Origin of the sequence: Alteromonas sp. C1M14, assembly GCF_018860965.1 — a bacterium.
GTDB lineage: Bacteria > Pseudomonadota > Gammaproteobacteria > Enterobacterales > Alteromonadaceae > Alteromonas.
In genome coordinates this window covers 45,408-61,998 of record NZ_JAHKQF010000013.1, presented here as the reverse complement: position 1 = coordinate 61,998, position 16,591 = coordinate 45,408, and the positions used below count along the sequence as shown (strand labels likewise).

11 protein-coding genes are annotated in these 16,591 nt (G+C 46.1%); 2 read left to right on the top strand and 9 right to left on the bottom strand.

What is annotated here, in order from left to right; translation table 11 throughout:
- Positions 1 to 9 precede the first annotated feature (9 nt).
- Entirely contained in the window at positions 10 to 1,140 is a 1,131-nt protein-coding gene (gene carA, locus KO501_RS11495; protein ID WP_216029820.1) for a glutamine-hydrolyzing carbamoyl-phosphate synthase small subunit, read from the bottom strand.
- A 277-nt stretch (positions 1,141 to 1,417) separates the two neighbouring features.
- Complete coding sequence (gene dapB / locus KO501_RS11490; protein WP_216029819.1) at positions 1,418 to 2,221, bottom strand: 4-hydroxy-tetrahydrodipicolinate reductase; 804 nt, start codon at positions 2,219 to 2,221, stop codon at positions 1,418 to 1,420.
- 221 nt (positions 2,222 to 2,442) lie between these two features.
- On the opposite strand from dapB, the gene KO501_RS11485 reads away from it, so the two are divergent.
- Positions 2,443 to 3,132, top strand: a complete 690-nt coding sequence (locus KO501_RS11485; protein WP_216029818.1) for a cytochrome b/b6 domain-containing protein — start codon at positions 2,443 to 2,445, stop codon at positions 3,130 to 3,132.
- A 58-nt stretch (positions 3,133 to 3,190) separates the two neighbouring features.
- On the opposite strand, the gene KO501_RS11480 is transcribed toward KO501_RS11485, so the two are convergent.
- The 6 genes from KO501_RS11480 to grpE form a co-directional block, all read right to left on the bottom strand.
- Positions 3,191 to 5,086, bottom strand: a complete 1,896-nt coding sequence (locus KO501_RS11480) for a propionyl-CoA synthetase (RefSeq protein WP_216029817.1) — start codon at positions 5,084 to 5,086, stop codon at positions 3,191 to 3,193.
- 215 nt (positions 5,087 to 5,301) lie between these two features.
- Entirely contained in the window at positions 5,302 to 7,413 is a 2,112-nt protein-coding gene (locus KO501_RS11475; protein WP_216029816.1) for a GGDEF domain-containing phosphodiesterase, read from the bottom strand.
- A 109-nt stretch (positions 7,414 to 7,522) separates the two neighbouring features.
- The gene (locus KO501_RS11470) at positions 7,523 to 8,005 is read right to left on the bottom strand and encodes a cytochrome c (protein WP_216029815.1); all 483 of its coding nucleotides are present in this window, start codon (positions 8,003 to 8,005) and stop codon (positions 7,523 to 7,525) included.
- A gap of 219 nt (positions 8,006 to 8,224) precedes the next feature.
- The gene (gene dnaJ, locus KO501_RS11465) at positions 8,225 to 9,358 is read right to left on the bottom strand and encodes a molecular chaperone DnaJ (protein WP_216029814.1); all 1,134 of its coding nucleotides are present in this window, start codon (positions 9,356 to 9,358) and stop codon (positions 8,225 to 8,227) included.
- A gap of 185 nt (positions 9,359 to 9,543) precedes the next feature.
- Complete coding sequence (gene dnaK, locus KO501_RS11460; RefSeq protein ID WP_216029813.1) at positions 9,544 to 11,466, bottom strand: molecular chaperone DnaK; 1,923 nt, start codon at positions 11,464 to 11,466, stop codon at positions 9,544 to 9,546.
- A gap of 114 nt (positions 11,467 to 11,580) precedes the next feature.
- The gene (gene grpE, locus KO501_RS11455; RefSeq protein WP_216029812.1) at positions 11,581 to 12,222 is read right to left on the bottom strand and encodes a nucleotide exchange factor GrpE; all 642 of its coding nucleotides are present in this window, start codon (positions 12,220 to 12,222) and stop codon (positions 11,581 to 11,583) included.
- 228 nt (positions 12,223 to 12,450) lie between these two features.
- On the opposite strand from grpE, the gene KO501_RS11450 reads away from it, so the two are divergent.
- Positions 12,451 to 15,813, top strand: coding sequence for a PAS domain-containing hybrid sensor histidine kinase/response regulator (locus KO501_RS11450; protein WP_216029811.1), 3,363 nt, complete (start codon positions 12,451 to 12,453; stop codon positions 15,811 to 15,813).
- A gap of 35 nt (positions 15,814 to 15,848) precedes the next feature.
- Here the strand turns inward: KO501_RS11450 and KO501_RS11445 are convergent, their stop codons facing one another.
- On the bottom strand, positions 15,849 to 16,490 hold the full coding sequence (locus tag KO501_RS11445; RefSeq protein WP_216029810.1) for a response regulator transcription factor: 642 nt from the start codon (positions 16,488 to 16,490) through the stop codon (positions 15,849 to 15,851).
- Positions 16,491 to 16,591 lie beyond the last annotated feature (101 nt).

The following is a 16,591-nucleotide window of genomic DNA, read 5'->3' as shown; positions in this document are numbered from 1 at the left end:
GGCTAATTCCTACTGTTTTGATTGTTCAATAAGTTCGATGAAATGATCAAACAGATCTGCCGCCTCATGTGGGCCCGGGCTCGCTTCAGGGTGACCCTGGAAACTAAACGCCGGTTTATCAGTACGATGGATACCCTGCAGCGATTTATCAAACAGCGAAACATGCGTTACTTCAAGGTTGTCAGGTAACGAATCTTCATCCACCGCAAAACCGTGGTTTTGACTGGTAATCATGACCGTGCCCTTTTTAAGGTCTTTCACAGGGTGGTTAGCACCATGGTGACCAAATTTCATTTTAACCGTTGATGCACCGCTAGCCAGTGCCAATAACTGATGGCCTAGGCAAATACCAAAAATCGGTAAATTAGCATCGACTAAGGTTTTAATGGCCTCAATGGCATAATCACACGGTTCCGGATCGCCGGGGCCGTTTGACAAAAACACGCCGTCAGGTGCCATGGCAAGCACGTCTTTTGCGCTGGTTTGAGCAGGCACAAGGGTGATTTTACAGCCTCGGTCCGCCAGCATGCGCAAAATATTGTGTTTTACGCCAAAGTCATAAGCCACCACATGATATTTAAACGTATCATTAGTGGTATAACCTTCGCCCAATACCCAAGTACCTTCGGTCCAGGTTTTCACTTCCTTAGTGCATACTTCTTTGGCGAGATCCATGCCTTTAAGCCCAGGAAAGTCTTTGGCTGCGGACAGCGCTTCATCAGCATCGAGATTATCGGTGCAAATGATACATCCGTTCTGTGCACCTTTGTCACGTAACACTCGCGTCAATCGGCGGGTGTCAATGTCGGCGATCCCGACAATATTTTTCGCAACAAGATAATCAGACAGAGATTGTTGGTTTCTAAAATTACTGGCTTCAAGAGGAAGATCACGAATAATGAGACCTTTAGACCAGATTGTGTCAGATTCGACATCTTCAGAATTGGTACCGGTATTACCGATGTGGGGATAAGTAAGTGTAATGATTTGTTCAGCGTAAGATGGGTCAGTGAGTATTTCCTGATAGCCTGTCATGGAAGTATTAAAAACAACTTCCCCAACGGCCATGCCAGTAGCACCTATTGCCGTACCTTTAAAAACTGAACCGTCCTCTAACACCAAAAGGGCAGAATTAGCCAAGTCAACCTCCAGATTAAGGATAACCGACGGTTTATTCAAACAAGTGAATAAACCCCACAAAAAACGGGAAATAACGACTATTTACTTCCCGTTTACGATACTTTGCAGCTAATAAAAAGCGACTCGGACAAGCCGAAACGCTGAATTTTGGCAAATTCCAATTATTATATAGGAGTAATTAAAAGAGGTCTATTTCTAATTTAGATAATTATACAAAATGCCTCATTAACATCATTTTTACGACGTAAGGGTAAAAAAAGTCAGTAAAGTCCTCTTTTTAGTAATCTAGCCCTATTACATCGTTCATGCCATAACGACCAGATGCTTTACCATTTAGCCAGTTCGCCGCTTGAACCGCGCCTTTGGCGAAGGTTAGCCGACTAGAAGCCTTATGAGTAATTTCAAACCGTTCACCGATATCAGCAAACAAGGCAGTGTGCTCGCCAACAATATCACCGGCTCTTACGGTCGCAAACCCAATGGTTTTTTGATCACGAACAGGTTCTTTGCCTTCTCTGCCATAAACAGCGCATTCTTGTAAGTTTCTTCCTAGTGAATCAGCAATTGCCTCACCGATGGCCATGGCCGTGCCTGACGGTGCATCTTGTTTAAAACGATGATGGGCTTCTAAAATTTCAATATCCGCCGTTTCACCTAACGCTTTTGCGGCTTGCTTAACCAATGCCAACATCACATTAATACCCACACTGTAGTTTGCAGCAAACACGATGGGAATGTGCGCAGATGCAGCATCAAGTGACGCAATTTGCGCCGCAGATAGACCCGTGGTGCCAATCACCACTGGCTTACTGTGCTCCACGCACCACGCTAAATTGGTATCAAATGCCGCAGGCAAGGTAAAATCAATAACCACATCCACTCGTTCAGGGTCAAGGTCAGTAAAGCCACTGCATTGTATGCCTTGGGCACCAATACCTGCCAGTTCACCCACATCAACACCACACCAGGGAGAATCATCCCTTACGGTAGCGGCAGCTAGTTCTGCCTGATCATTTTCTCTGAGCGCTTCAATTAATACGCGCCCCATTCGCCCATTGGCGCCTAATATTGCTACTTTCATAAAACGTCTTCATAACAAGGTTAATTCACAGGCATTTTGCCTGACACAGAGGATAATTCAATTGTCCTTGGGCAATTAGCCGAAAATAGCGGCCATATTACCTAGGGATCTTGAACTCGCCCCCCTGTTTGATGCATGCTGAACACTATTGGCACGCACAGAGGTTAACAATCCGCTTTGTCTACTGTGCACACATTACCGTTAATACCCGAGTACAAATAATGAATGCACAACGCACGTTAATCTGGGATGTCCCCACCCGTCTTTTTCATTGGTTACTGGTTATTTCTCTTATTGCCCAGTACCTCACCGCTGAAGTGCTGGAAAATAGCATGCAATGGCATTTTTACTTTGGCTACTTTACCCTCGGACTTATTCTTTTTCGGATACTTTGGGGCCTGATAGGCACCACTTACGCCAAGTTGAGCCAGTGTTTCCATAGCCCTAAGGCTATATTTAACTATATGAAATGTCTGTTACAGTCAGACTCGCCGGCTCATGCGGGGCACAATCCGTTAGGGGGCTTGGTGGTTATTGCTATGCTAATGCTGGTTTTAACCCAAGCTATAAGCGGCCTATTTATGACCGACGATATTTTTCTTGATGGCCCATGGCGAGCAGCGGTAGGTGACGACACCTTGGATGTGATGAATTACCTACACCGAAACGTGTTTGACGTGATACTGGGTGTTATCGCTTTGCATATTGCAGCCATTATATTCTATGGGGTTTATAAAAAGCAGAAACTCGCGTCAGCCATGATCCACGGTAAAAAAATAACCACAGAAAAAGGGATCTCGTCGTCGCGTTTATTACTGGCCTTAATTGCCGCAATCATCAGCGCAGGTGTGGTGTATTACGCGGTAGAAATAGCGCCGCCACAAAGTGAAGACGCCGAGTATTACTACTGATAAATCGATGGAGAGGGGGCAAATCACTACCTGCTCCCTTCCCCCTGTTGTGCAAACGCTAGCGGTCACTTTTCACTAAACCTTGTTGCTTCATAATCGACTGTATTTCCGGCACACTGGCTGGATCGTCAATGGTCGAAGGCACCGCCACTTCATGGTTATCAGCAATTTGCCTAAGTAGCTTTCTGAGGATCTTGCCGGAACGGGTTTTCGGTAGCCTAGGGACAATAACCGCTCGCTGAAAACAGGCTATGGGGCCAATTTCTTTTCTGACCATACCAATCAAGGCCTTTTGTAGCTCTTCTTCGCTAATTTGTGCCCCATCTTTTAGTAACACTAACCCTACCGGTATCTGCCCCTTTAAACTATCGTGAACACCAATAACGCTACATTCGGCTACCATTGGGTGCGCGGCAACCACTTCTTCCATTTCACCGGTGGACAACCGGTGTCCGGCCACATTAATGACATCATCGGTACGCCCCATGATAAAGACGTAGCCTTCTTCATCTTTAAATCCACCGTCACCAGATGTGTAATAATTCGGATAGGCTTTCAGGTAACTTTGCGTAAAGCGGTCAAAATCTCCCCAAATGGTGGGCAAACAGCCCGGTGGCATGGGTAATTTAATGGCTATCGCCCCCTGCTCTCCCGGAGGAAGCGTATTGCCCATGGGATCTAATACTTGAACGTTAAAACCAGGCACCGGTAACGTTGACGAGCCGGGTTTAGTGGGCCGGGACTCAATGCCTGTCAGGTTCGCGCATATAGCCCATCCGGTTTCGGTTTGCCACCAATGGTCAACCACCGGCTTACCGGTTTTTTCCACGGTCCAAAGGTAGGTGGGTGGATCTAAACGCTCACCGGCCATAAAGATAGTATTAAGAGAAGAAATATCATATTGCTCAATTAAATTGGCATCGGGATCTTCTTTACGAATAGCACGAAAAGCTGTTGGTGCGGCAAACAAGGTTTTTATCTTGTACTCTTCAACCATTCGCCAAAATGCACCTGCATCGGGTGTTCTTACTGGCTTGCCTTCGTAAACCACCGTAGTACACCCTTGCAATAACGGACCATAAACAATGTAAGAGTGGCCCACAACCCAGCCCACATCCGAGGCAGCCCAAAACACATCTGACGGCTTCATGTCATACACGGCAGACATAGAGTATTTTAAGGCGACGGCATGGCCGCCGTTATCCCGAACCACGCCCTTAGGTTTGCCGGTAGTCCCAGACGTATAAAGAATATATAAGGGGTCGGTGGCCAACACCGCGGTACACGCTACCGGTTCTGCCACTGCCATGGCCTCATCCCAATCAACGTCAGTATCGCCAAGTGTGGCATGTAGTTGCTCACGTTGATAAACAATACACGCCTCAGGTTTAAATGATGACAGTGAAATCGCTTCTTCAACTAGCGGTTTATAAGCAATGGTTTTCGCCACTTCAATGCCGCATGATGCGGTAACGATGACCTTAGGTTGGGCATCTTCAATGCGCACGGCCAATTCATGGGACGCAAAGCCACCAAATACCACCGAGTGGATAGCGCCTAACCGTGCCACAGCCAGCATGGCGATAATAGCCTGTGGGATCATGGGCATATAGATAACCACCCTGTCACCTTTGACCACGCCTTGTTGTTGCAAAACCCCTGCAAATAAAGCGACTTCGTCTCGCAACGCTAAATAGGTGTAGGTCGTTTTTGTACCTGTTACCGGAGAATCAAAAATGATCGCCTTTTGCTCGCCCCGCCCTGCTTTGATGTGATGATCTAACGCCATGTAAGAGGTATTCATTTCGCCATCACTAAACCAACGGTGAATACCGTTATCATCTTTAGATAAAATGGTTCGTGGTGCTTTAAACCAAGGTAATGCTTCTGCTTTTTCTTGCCAAAATGCATCGGGTGTTGCTATGGAACGTGCGTATTCTTCTGCATACGACATAACCGGCCTCGCTTATTCAATATCAATGTAGGTTCACCAGTTGTAACCGAAGGTGAAAGTTTTTAATTTCATTTACATTAATACAATTTACTTAACAACAAGCATAAGACTTCTGTCGCAGATTGGAGAATTTCACCCCAAATAAGGCTGATTCGCAACGAAATACAGACATGCAGATGGGAAAAAGAAAAAGCAATACGAAAGGAAATGAGATTTTATTTTGACAGGGTTAATTTCTGTTTCCGCTGACCCATACACTGTCGCCAGCTTTCTTCTTTCATTGGCTTTGCAAGATGAAAGCCTTGAAATAAGTCACAGTTTCTCTTGGTGAGGTAATGTAATTGGATTTTATTTTCAATGCCTTCAGCAACGGTTTTCACCCCCATTGCCCGGGCCAAATCGATGATCATATTGACAATGGGTACGTCGTCGTCATCAAAGTTTATTTCATCCACAAAATACCGGTCAATTTTAAGCTCTGTGATGGGCAAGGCTTTTAAGTAACTTAAACTTGAATACCCTGTGCCAAAGTCGTCAATGGAGAAACCAAAGCCAAATTGAGCAAGGCGCTCCATACGACTTCTAACCAAATCGATACTTTCTACAAGAATGGTTTCGGTGATCTCGAGTGTTAACTGAGAAGGGGAAACCTGCCATTTTTGTACAATATCTAACAAATGCTCAGAAAAATCAGGACGTACTATTTGCCGACCACTCACGTTGACAGATAAAACGGTGTGAATACCCTGCTCAGCAAGATCTGCAAGCAAGCGACAAGATTCATTTAATACCCAGTAACCAATCTCAATGATTTCGTCACTGCGCTCAGCAATGGGAATGAACTCACCTGGGGTGATTTCTCCTAGCCTTTTTTCATTCCAACGCAGTAACACTTCCGACCCACACAAAGCGCCCACACTATTATATTGGGGTTGAAGTACCACATAGAACTCGCCCTCATCTAAAGCACGGGAAAAATTCTGGCGAATATAATTGTACCTTTCATAGGCGGTAAACTCGTCCTTATCGAGGGTGATTTTGCCGCCAAGTCCTTGGTTTTTAGCCCGTCTAGAGCCAAACTCCAGTATTCCAACCACCTTTTCATAAGACGCGTTTTTAGCGTGAACAAACGCCGAGGCCATTGAGGTTGTGGCGACCTGAGAATGACCGTGTAACGTGAAGGATTTTGACAGTTCAATGTGTATCCCCCAGGCAACTTCGTCGATATAGGCCAAAATACGCTTGTCAGTGCGTTCATCAAACGGCTGTCGATAAAGTATGTAGAATTTATCTCCGAGCCCCGCGTACACCTGAAATTGCGCCGATAGGGTCTTTTTCATTCTGCCAGCAAATATACGAAGAATGTAATCGCCGGTATCTTTACCAAATGAGAGGTTAAATTGTGCAAAGTTGTCGATATCCAACATACAACAATAAAAGTGCTTGTCGTTGGCTCTCGCGGCAATAATTAGGGCCCGTAAATCTTTTTCGAAGGATTTAAGATTAGGGAGTTGGGTGATCTCATCAATAAAGGCGATTTGATAAATGCTATCTAACGTCTGTTTACGTACCGTGTTATTTTTTAATACACAAACAAATTGAGAGCCATTGTATTGCCTGATTTCAGTCACCGACACTTCCACGGGCAAAGGCAGTCCAAGGTGATCTTTGGCCGTCATTTCATAGTTACTTAATACCCCTACTCCTTCTTTTAAGCGAAAGAACAGGCTATCTGCATCCTGTCCGTCCCCTGCAGAAAAAAGACAGTTCACACTTTCGCCAATGATGTCGCTAGGGGCGTAGCCGAAATGCTGACTGATGGCTGAGTTGGCGGTGATAATAGTGCCCGTTCCATCTACCATTAACACCACATCATTAATGCTATCGAGAATATTGCCAAAGTATCGGGTGAAGTTATGCTCTGTTTCCGATAGTTGCATATGGGCTGTCAAATCTTGAACCGCACCATAAAACCGCTTTTGTGCGGGCAAACTTCCTTTCCCCGACACCCGTAACCATTTTTGCTGGTTGGTTGCTACAGTAAAGGGTAATTCCAGATGAAAGGCTTTTTGATGCCTAACAAGGGCTTTAATTTCAGTGATGAGTTGATGGCGATAAGAAGATGGTATAGACCGTAAGAGATGACGAAAAGTGACAGGTTGTGAGGGTGCAATATCTAACAGATGACACAATGCTGGAGTAAAGTGAAGTTGCTGGCGGCTACTATTAAGCTCCCAACCTCCAACACCGGTTAATTCAGCCACTTCCGCTAATAAGGTGACGTGACTTTCCCCAAGTTTAATGTCGTCACTCACACCGATAATCACCCGCTCTCCTTACGAATAGACACGTACCGAGATGAATCCCTCTGATGGGCCGCTTAAACCATGGCTTGCAGTACGTTGCAAGCCATGGCTGGGAAGCAAATTACTTGTTTTAATCTGCTTTAAAGTCATCATGGCAAGACTTACATGCTGCCCCAACTTTTCCGATAGCGGCGCGATATTGGCTTTCGTCACCGGCTTGAGCTACTTGATATAAATTTGCTGAAGCCGATTTTAAAGCGTCGATTTTACCTTCAAATTCAGACCAATTTTCCCAAATTTCGTCTTTGGCTGCCGTATCCACATCAAACTTTCGTGTATCAACCTTCAGGTAGTCACTCATCATGTTGGCTAATTGCTCTAAGCGCATACCGTTGGTTTCAAGTACCGCTTGATCAAAGGGAATTGCCCCTTTCGCCATGCCACCAAGTGGCCCCATATTACTACGGATAAGCTGAAAGATAGACTGACGATAGGTTACTGCTGCATCAGCATGCTTTTCATTCATCGCCGCTTCCTGGGCTAATACTGCGCCGCTGGCAACGGTTGAAGATAATATGGCTGCCATTAGGCCGGTCTTGAGCAGTTGCTTCATTTATGGTTCTCCATTTGAGTATGCTGAAAATTTTTAAGCTCGGACGACGGTTCGTGGTGCAAAACTACCGTACGCCTGTTGCTATAAATAATATACGCTAATACAACAATTTTGGTACACAAGAAATTAGCATAATAGCTATACGGTGTTCTGAGAATAAAAACACGCCATATACGACAAGCCCTCCAAAAGGAGGGCTAAATTTAGGAATTGGACAGATTAATTGGTTAGATCGTCGAAGAATTTCTTCACGCCGTCAAAAAAACCTTTTTCTTTGGGCCGATGTTTGGCGGAATCGCCTCCCATGGAGTCATCCAACTCTTGCAGCAATTCTTTTTGCCGTGAAGATAGGTTAACCGGGGTTTCAACCACCACCTTACACATTAAATCTCCGGTTACACCACTGCGTACGGATTTTACTCCTTTGCCCCGCAAACGGAACATACGTCCGGTTTGTGTTTCCGGCGCCACTTTAAGTTTTACTTTGCCATCTAAGGTAGGTACTTGTAATTCCCCGCCTAATGCCGCTGTGGTAAAGCTTAAGGGAACTTCACAATACAGGTTGTTGCCGTCACGTTGGAAAATTTTATGTTCACGAACATGTACCTGAACATATAAATCTCCCGCTGGCGCACCCGCCTCTCCTGCTTCACCTTCTCCTGACAACCGAATACGATCGCCGGTATCAACGCCTGCCGGAATCTTAACCGACAAGGTTTTGGTTTTTTCAACACGACCGTGGCCGTGACACTTATCACAGGGATCAGAGATTATTTTACCTCTACCTGAGCAAGTGGGACAGGTTTGCTGAACGGCAAAAAAGCCCTGACGCATTTGAACCTGACCGGCACCATGACAGGTTGGACAGGTTTTCGGCGATGTCCCTTTTTTCGCTCCCGAACCATGGCAGCTATCACATTCCACCAAGGTAGGCACTCGAATTTCAACATCTTTACCACGCACCGCCTCTTCTAAAGACAGCTCTAGGTTGTAGCGTAGATCGGCGCCTTGGCGGGCTCTTGACTGGCGACCACCACCTCGGCCTCCGCCAAAGATATCGCCAAACACATCACCAAAAATGTCGCCAAAATCAGCGTTTCCACCGAACCCTGCACCACCACGATTGGGATCCACACCGGCGTGACCATACTGATCATAGGCAGCACGTTTCTGCGAATCAGTCAGGACTTCGTAGGCTTCCTGGATTTCCTTGAATTTATCTTCCAGTGCTTTGTCGCCCTGGGTGCGGTCAGGGTGGTATTTCATCGCCAGCTTTTTGTACGCTTTTTTAATTTCGCGTTCGCCAGCGCTTTTGTCCACCCCTAGCACTTCGTAGTAGTCACGTTTCGACATATCGCTTACTTTTCCTACTCGTTACTTCAAGTGTCTGAACTGACCAATTTGACTCGTTCAGCCACTTTACAATTCTCCGGATTATTGCCCGGTTATTACACAACAAAGGCGCAACAAGACTTCCCTGCCGCGCCTAGACTGTACAGTTCCCCGATGGCAGGCACCGGGGACATACTTACTACAGCTTATTTCTTGTCGTCTTTCACTTCTTCAAATTCAGCGTCAACAACATCATCATCCGCCTTTGCTGATGATTCATCAGGTTGTGCACCTTCTGCGCCGGCAGCACCCGCTTGGGCTTGAGCTGCTTCCATCAATTTGCTAGACGCCTGGATAAGCTCCTGAGTCTTAGCTTCGATTTCCGCTTTATCTTCACCTTTCGTGGCGGTTTCTAGTGCAGTTAGGGCTTCTTCGATAGGCGCTTTATCTTCTGCACTTAATGCTTCGCCGACTTCTTCAAGCTGCTTACGTGTAGCGTGAATCATGCCGTCAGCTTGGTTACGCGCTTGGATAAGCTCTTCAAACTGCTTGTCGGCTTCTTTATTCGCTTCCGCGTCTGCGACCATTTTTTCGACTTCATCATCACTAAGACCTGAAGACGCTTTAATGGTAATTTTCTGCTCTTTACCTGTATCTTTGTCTTTCGCTGATACGTGTAAAATACCGTCCGCATCAAGGTCAAACGTCACTTCAATTTGTGGTACACCACGGGCTGCTGGACGAATACCTTCAAGGTTAAACTGACCTAAGGATTTATTACCCGCTGCCTGTTTACGCTCACCTTGTAACACATGAACCGTTACCGCAGACTGGTTGTCATCCGCCGTAGAGAAGGTTTGTGATTTCTTGGTTGGGATAGTGGTGTTTTTCTCGATAACCACTGTCATCACACCGCCCATGGTTTCAATACCTAATGATAACGGCGTTACGTCAAGTAACAGTACGTCTTTTACTTCACCAGATAACACACCACCTTGGATGGCTGCACCTACAGCAACCGCTTCGTCCGGGTTAACGTCTTTACGAGGTTCTTTACCGAAGAATTCAGTTACATGTTTTTGTACCAATGGCATACGGGTTTGACCACCAACCAAAATGATATCGTTGATATCACCTACAGAAAGGTCAGCATCCGCTAATGCTTGTTTTACTGGTTTAAGAGAATCTTTAACCATATCTTCAACCAAAGACTCTAACTTGGCGCGGGTTACCTTAATGGCAAGGTGTTTCGGGCCAGAGGCATCTGCCGTGATATATGGCAGGTTAACTTCGGTTTGCTGTGAAGAAGACAATTCAATTTTGGCTTTTTCACCAGCTTCTTTAAGACGTTGCATGGCCAGCGGATCTTTACGCAGGTCGATGCCTTGGTCTTTATTGAACTCATCCACAAGGTAGTTGATAACGCGGTTATCGAAATCTTCACCACCTAAGTGTGTATCACCATTGGTCGCCAACACTTCAAAAGTGTGCTCACCGTCAACTTCATCAATCTCGATAATAGAGATATCAAAGGTACCACCACCTAAGTCATACACAGCAACAACATTGTCGCCTTGTTTTCTGTCCATGCCATAAGCAAGGGCGGCAGCAGTCGGTTCGTTGATAATACGTTTAACTTCTAAGCCAGCAATACGTCCCGCATCTTTGGTTGCCTGACGTTGAGAATCGTTGAAGTAGGCAGGTACAGTAATTACCGCGCCAGTCACTTCTTCACCAAGATAATCTTCGGCGGTCTTTTTCATTTTTTTCAGCACTTCAGCTGAAATCTGAGGCGGCGCCATTTTTTCGCCTTTCGCTTCTACCCACGCATCACCGTTATCTGCTTTCGCAATTTTATACGGCATGATGTCGATATCGCGCTGAACTTCTTTATCTTCGAAGCGACGACCGATGAGTCGCTTGATGGCAAACAAGGTGTTTTCTGGGTTAGTCACCGCCTGACGCTTAGCAGACTGACCGACCAGTGTTTCACCGTCGTTAGTGTATGCAATAATAGAAGGCGTTGTACGATCACCTTCAGCATTCTCGATTACGCGAGGTTTGTCGCCGTCTAGAACTGCGACACATGAATTCGTTGTACCTAAATCGATACCAATTATCTTACCCATTTTGTGTCTCCAAAATAAGAATCTTTAATTTCTGCAATTTTAGTGGGGTTATTTTTCCACTTTTTCAAGAGTCGTCAGAAAAAAATCTGTCGGCTATAAGGGCTTTCGCCTAAGTTATGCCTGCGTATCTACGCCACTTTCGGGCGCACGGGACACCATGACCATAGCCGGACGAAGTAAGCGCCCGTTAATCTGGTAACCTTTTTGCATCACAGCCATGACTGTATTGGGTTCGTGATCTGCACTTTCTTGCATAGACATCGCTTGATGCAGTTCCGGGTTAAAGGTTTCCCCTTGCGGATCCACTGGCGTTAATCCAAACTTTTCAATTGTGCTTACGAACGACTTCAATGTCATATCCACACCTTCAAGAAGGGGCTTCACGGCATCGTTTTCACCATCACCTGCCAAAAGGGCACGTTCAAGATTGTCAATTACCGGTAAGAGTTCACCTGCAAAGCGCTCTAACGCAAATTTACGGGCTTTCTCTACTTCCGCTTCAGCCCGACGACGGGCATTTTCCATATCGGCACGGGCACGCAGAACGCCTTCCTGTTGCTCTTTAAGCTGCGTTTGCGCTTCTGACAGTGCATTTTCCAGCGCATATATTGTTTGCTGGGTTTCAGACACGTCTTGCTGATTTTCGTTTTCGGACTGTTCGTCCGCTGACTCAAATTCTTGAGTCACGTCTTCTGCCTGAGATACGTCAGCATCCTGTGGCTTCTTTTCGTTGTGCACGTCACGCTCTTCGCTCATGCCTTCCTCCAAACGTTGCTTTTCCGGGCAAATGTTACATATTGCTGTCCATCACTTCAGGGGATCCCTTATTTGATGACAGCGATTTTGCGTTTAGTGGAGCTAATAATGGGGTTAGTTAACCCCCCTTCAAGGGTATCCTTAAAATTTTTGTGGCTAACAGCGATATTTTTTGCCCACTGATTGTTGTAAGGTGCATAAACACACGAATTTTATGTTCTTTTATCCATGTTTAGCATTTGGACCATTGGTCTAATAACGGTGTTTTATTTAGTGTTTTTGTTCGTGATTGCCTTTTGGGGGGACAAAAAACTAAAAGATAACCAACAACATCCCGTTTTATACAGCTTAGGCTTGGGTATTCACTGTACCTCCTGGGCTTTTTTCGGTACCACTACCCAAGCCTCTCAATTTGGTTGGGCATTGGTGCCCACTTATGCTGGCATTATTCTCGCCATGGCCTTTCTTTTCCCGGTTATACTGCGGGTGTCCCGCTATTGCCATCACCACAATGTCAGTTCCATCGCCGATTTTTTTGCCCTTAAATTTCAGCATTCCCACCTGCTTGCCGCCATGGTGACCTTACTGTGCTTTATTGGCGTGATCCCCTACATTGCGTTACAGCTAGACGCTATTTCCGCTAGCATTCGCTTACTATCGCCGCAAACCGGAGAAGGTTCGGACACTGTCGGCTTGTATGTGGCCGCGTTAATGGCTCTCTTTGCCATACTTTTTGGTACCAGAACCTTAAACTTAACAGATAAACACCCCGGCTTACTGCTCACCATTGCGGTAGAGTCAGTTATCAAACTTGTGGGACTAACCACCGTAGGACTGTTTGTTTGCTACGGGTTATTTAATGGTCCTTTCGACTTAATGGCTAAAGCCGCGCTACATCCAGCGGCAAGAGAGGTGTTATATGCGCAAAATGCACCGCTAGTTTATGCCAGCCACGTACTACTGGGGGTGTGTTCCCTTTTTGTTTTGCCCCGGCAGTTCCACATGAACTTTGTTGAATGTAACGGAGAAAACGAGCTCCGTACCGCACGGTGGTTGTTTCCCTTGTATTTGGTGGGCATGACCCTTTTTATCCTTCCCATTGCACTGGCCGGTCATATATTGCTGGATACCAACACCGTCAGTACCGATGCTTTTGTACTGGCATTACCCCTATATGCAGAAAACAAAACCGTGTCCTTGATTGCTATGATTGGGGGCTTATCTGCCACCACCAGCATGATCATTGTGGCAACCCTCGCTTTAGGCATTATGATAGCCAATAACCTGATTACACCTATTTGGTTAAAGATCCGCCTTAAGAATAATCCTACCCACGCGATGCGTAATACCACCTTATTAACCATCCGCCGTCTCACCGTGTTAGTGGTGCTATCGGTGGCTTACTGGTATCACGTCAATGTGAGTCAAAGTGCGCCGCTAGTTAAAAGTGGGATTATTGCCATTGCCCTACTCGCCCAATTGTTACCGGCCATGTTGTGGGGTTTGTATTGGCAGAAAATCACCAAGCGCGCCACGCAATTTGCCATACTTACGGGCTTTGTGTGCTGGTCGGCCTGGTTACTGTACCCTTCTATTTTATCCAGTTACTACTTTAACCCTGCCCCTACCGAAGCAGAACTAGGCTTAAGCTTTTTTGCTTGTATGGCCGTAAATTGCGTCACGCTACTGTGTATTTCTTTGCTGGATCGTTCTGCATCGGCAACCAGTAAAGCCCAAGACGATGAAGACAACCAGCCGGATTTAGCCATACGCATTCACGATTTATTTGCCCTTACTGCCCGTGTACTGGAGCCTGAAGTCAATCAAGCATTACGCCGACAAGTGGCTTCCCTCACTCATGGCGCCGCCCAAGATGGCTTTGCCAGTATGAGCCTTTTATCTCGGGTGGAAAAACTGCTTGCCGCTCAAGTGGGTACACCAAGCGCACGAATACTGCTTTCGGCCATCGCCCAAAGTAAGCCCGGTTCACTTAAAGAGTTAGTCGACTGGGTTGAAGAAGCCTCCTTGACGTTCCAATTCAATCATGAAGTGCTGCAATCCTCGGTTCAGCACATTCAGCAAGGGATCAGTGTACTAGATCAAGAACTTAAGTTATTGGCATGGAACGAGCGTTACCTCGAACTGTTCAGCTATCCTACCGGCTTCTTACACGAAGGTATTTCCATTCAATCACTGCTGGAATATAACGCTAAACGAGGATTGCTTGGCCCAGTAGAAGACGTGGAAACGGAAATCGATAAACGTATTGCGTATATGAAAAATGGAAGTCGCTATACCTATATTCGCAAGCAGCCCGACGGGCGGGTTATTGAGCTAAACGGCAGCCCGCTTCCCCACGGCGGCTACGTTACCACGTACAGCGACATCACCCAGTATATCCAAATTCAAGAGCAGCTTGAGGCCGCCAAATCTGATCTTGAAGACCGGGTAGCCGTGCGTACCAAACAGCTCGAACAAGCCAAGTTAGAGGCCGATCTGGCAAACGAAAGTAAAACCAAATTTTTGGCGGCGGCGGGTCATGATTTAATGCAACCGTTTAACGCCGCTACGTTATTTGCGTCCATGTTGCGACAAAAAACCGCCAGCAGTGAATTAGCAACCCTGTCTCAAGGGTTAGTTACCTCGCTGGCTAGCGCTGAGTCATTGCTTTCTACCTTGTTGGATATGACCAAACTGGAATCGGGGGTGCTAGTGCCTCAGCTTACAGAATTTGCATTAGATGATGTGCTGACCCCCTTGTATAACGAATTTTCTGTTATCGCAAAACAAAAAGATCTGGTTTTGCGTTATCACACCACCCGTCTCATTGTGCGTTCAGACAAAAAACTGCTTCGCCGCATAGTACAAAATCTTATCTCCAATGCCATTCGTTATACACAACAAGGCACGATCTTGTTGGGCGTCCGACGTAAAGGCACACATACCGCGACGATTTGGGTATGTGACACGGGCATCGGGATCCCTGCCCATCAACAACAAGTCATATTTAAAGAATTTCATCAGCTTGAAAGTCAAGCTAATCAAGGACTGGGCTTAGGGCTCACCATTGTAGAGCGGATCAGCCAACTGTTACATCACCCTGTTTCGCTGGTGTCAGAAGAATCTAAAGGCACGGTTTTCACTGTCACTTTGCCCAGAGCCCAGCGGGCACTGCACAAAAACAGCAATGTTGAGCCAGTGGAGTTAAGTGCGCCTGCTGCTTTCTGGCTTAAAGACAAAACCATATTGCTCATTGAAAATGATGATCAAATTACCTTAGCCATGAGCGAACTGCTTACTGACTGGGGTGCCACGGTTATCTGCGCTCCCTCATTACCACTGGCTCAAGCCCGTTGCCCACAACCACCGGATCTGATGTTGGTGGATTACCACCTAGACAGTGGTGAAACCGGCACAAAAACCGCGTTGGCGCTTAAACAGATTTGGGGAAAAGCGGTGCCGGGCATTTTAAATACCGCCAACCGCGATGACAATATACGTGAAAAGGCCACTGAAGCTGGCCTTAAGTACTTGCCCAAACCCGTAAAACAAGGTGCTCTTAAGCGGCTGTTAAAACAATTACTCAAGTAAAAAATCGAGGGTTTTGTTACTCAACACCCATTGGGTTAATCAGAGCCCGTGAGTTGTCTAAATAACACTCCAGCTTTGGTGCGATTAATCACTTGGAGTTTTTTTAATACCGCCGAGACATGTTGTTTAACCGTTGACTCTGAAATATCCAGTTCATAAGCAATTTGCTTGTTGAGTAAGCCATCGGACAGCATCTTTAGCACTTTAAATTGATGGGGCGTTAATGAGGCGAGTCGCTCGGCGAATGCCGCTTCATGACTATCTTGATGGTGACTCAACTCATCTTCTAACCCTTCGGGAAGCCATTGTTCACCTTCAAGCACCTCGTTAACCGCTTCCGCAATAACGGTAAGTGGGGTGGATTTAGGAATAAACCCACTGGCCCCTAAGTCAATGGCCTTACGGATTAACACCGGGGCATCTTCTGCCGATACAATGACAACCAGAACATCCGGAAATGATGTTCTAATTGCACTTAAGCCAGTAAGCCCTTCATTACCCGGCATATGTATATCAAGAAACACCAGTTCGATACTGTCATCGTTATGTAGGGCTAAATGTGTCTCGTCAAATGTAGACGCTTCAACAATATTGTCTCCTACAATTTCCTCAAGCGCTTGGCGCATAGCCGCCCGAAACAGAGGATGATCATCGGCGATGAGTACCTTCGATTGCATGATTATTTCCAATAGTACAATGCACTTATATGTTCAATTTAACACACAAGTTGTAAATAAACGCAAACAGGCGACATGACGTCGCCTGTTTAATTTACATC